General features: G+C 66.5%; 1 protein-coding gene and 1 pseudogene. One reads left to right on the top strand and one right to left on the bottom strand.

Features of this window, described 5'->3' with window-relative positions; genetic code table 11:
• Window positions 1-396 (top strand): annotated as a pseudogene (locus IEY73_RS32730) (TRM11 family SAM-dependent methyltransferase); the annotation flags it as partial.
• Between the two features lie 174 nt (window positions 397-570).
• Here IEY73_RS32730 and IEY73_RS32725 read toward each other — a convergent pair.
• On the bottom strand, window positions 571-809 hold a 239-nt coding region (locus IEY73_RS32725; RefSeq protein ID WP_229716422.1), incomplete at its 5' end, for a hypothetical protein.

Raw genomic sequence — 809 nt, 5'->3', positions numbered from 1 at the left:
GGCGGTGTCCGCAAACGGCACCACCTGTACGGCGACCGGGAACACGGCAACCTCGCCTACGCCGGATGGCCACGCCTGCTGCACGGCTTCACCGCCATCCTGGCCGCCAGCACCCGGCTGCTGCGCCCCGGCGGCACCGTCGTGATCACCTGCCGACCCGTCCGCCGCCACCGCGACGACCTGATCGACTTGCCCGGCGACCTGCTCACCGCCGCGCAAGCCACCGGCCTGATCCCCGTCGAACGATGCGCAGCGATGCTCGCCGCCGTCCGCGAAGGACAGATCGTCCACCGCGCTTCCATGTTCGCCCTGATGGCCGTACGCCGCAGCCGCAGCGACGGCATCCCCGCCCACCTCATCGCCCACGAAGATGTCCTTGTCCTGCGCCACTGCTGATCGTACGAGCGGCTTCCTGCCTCAACGGGATGAGCAATGTTGTCGATGGTCGTGTTCTCGAACCGAAGCGAAGCAGGGTGCTGCCTACTGCCATGCCTTTGGCGTGGCAGACGATGACGCCCTTCAGTGCGCGGCAGACGGCCGGTTGTCCCGGGACAACCGGCCGTCTCACTATCACCGAAATTTGTCGCTGCGGCCGAAGAACCCGCGCGGGGCGAACATGAAAAGCAGGGGCAGCAGGATGACGACCAAGACCGATGCAACGCCGAGCGCGGCCCCGGTCGGCAGGTCCGCGATCCCACTGAGGAGACCGGCCGCAATCATGATCACCACGATGCTGAGCAACAGCGCCAGGAATATCGGCGCGTTAGGCCGTCGCCTCATGAGAACTCCTTGCAGATTCACAGGTTGCG

Origin of the sequence: Mangrovihabitans endophyticus (assembly GCF_014646155.1) — a bacterium.
In the GTDB taxonomy this organism is placed as follows: Bacteria; Actinomycetota; Actinomycetes; order Mycobacteriales; family Micromonosporaceae; genus Actinoplanes; species Actinoplanes endophyticus.
This window is presented reverse-complemented; position numbering and strand designations above follow the sequence as displayed.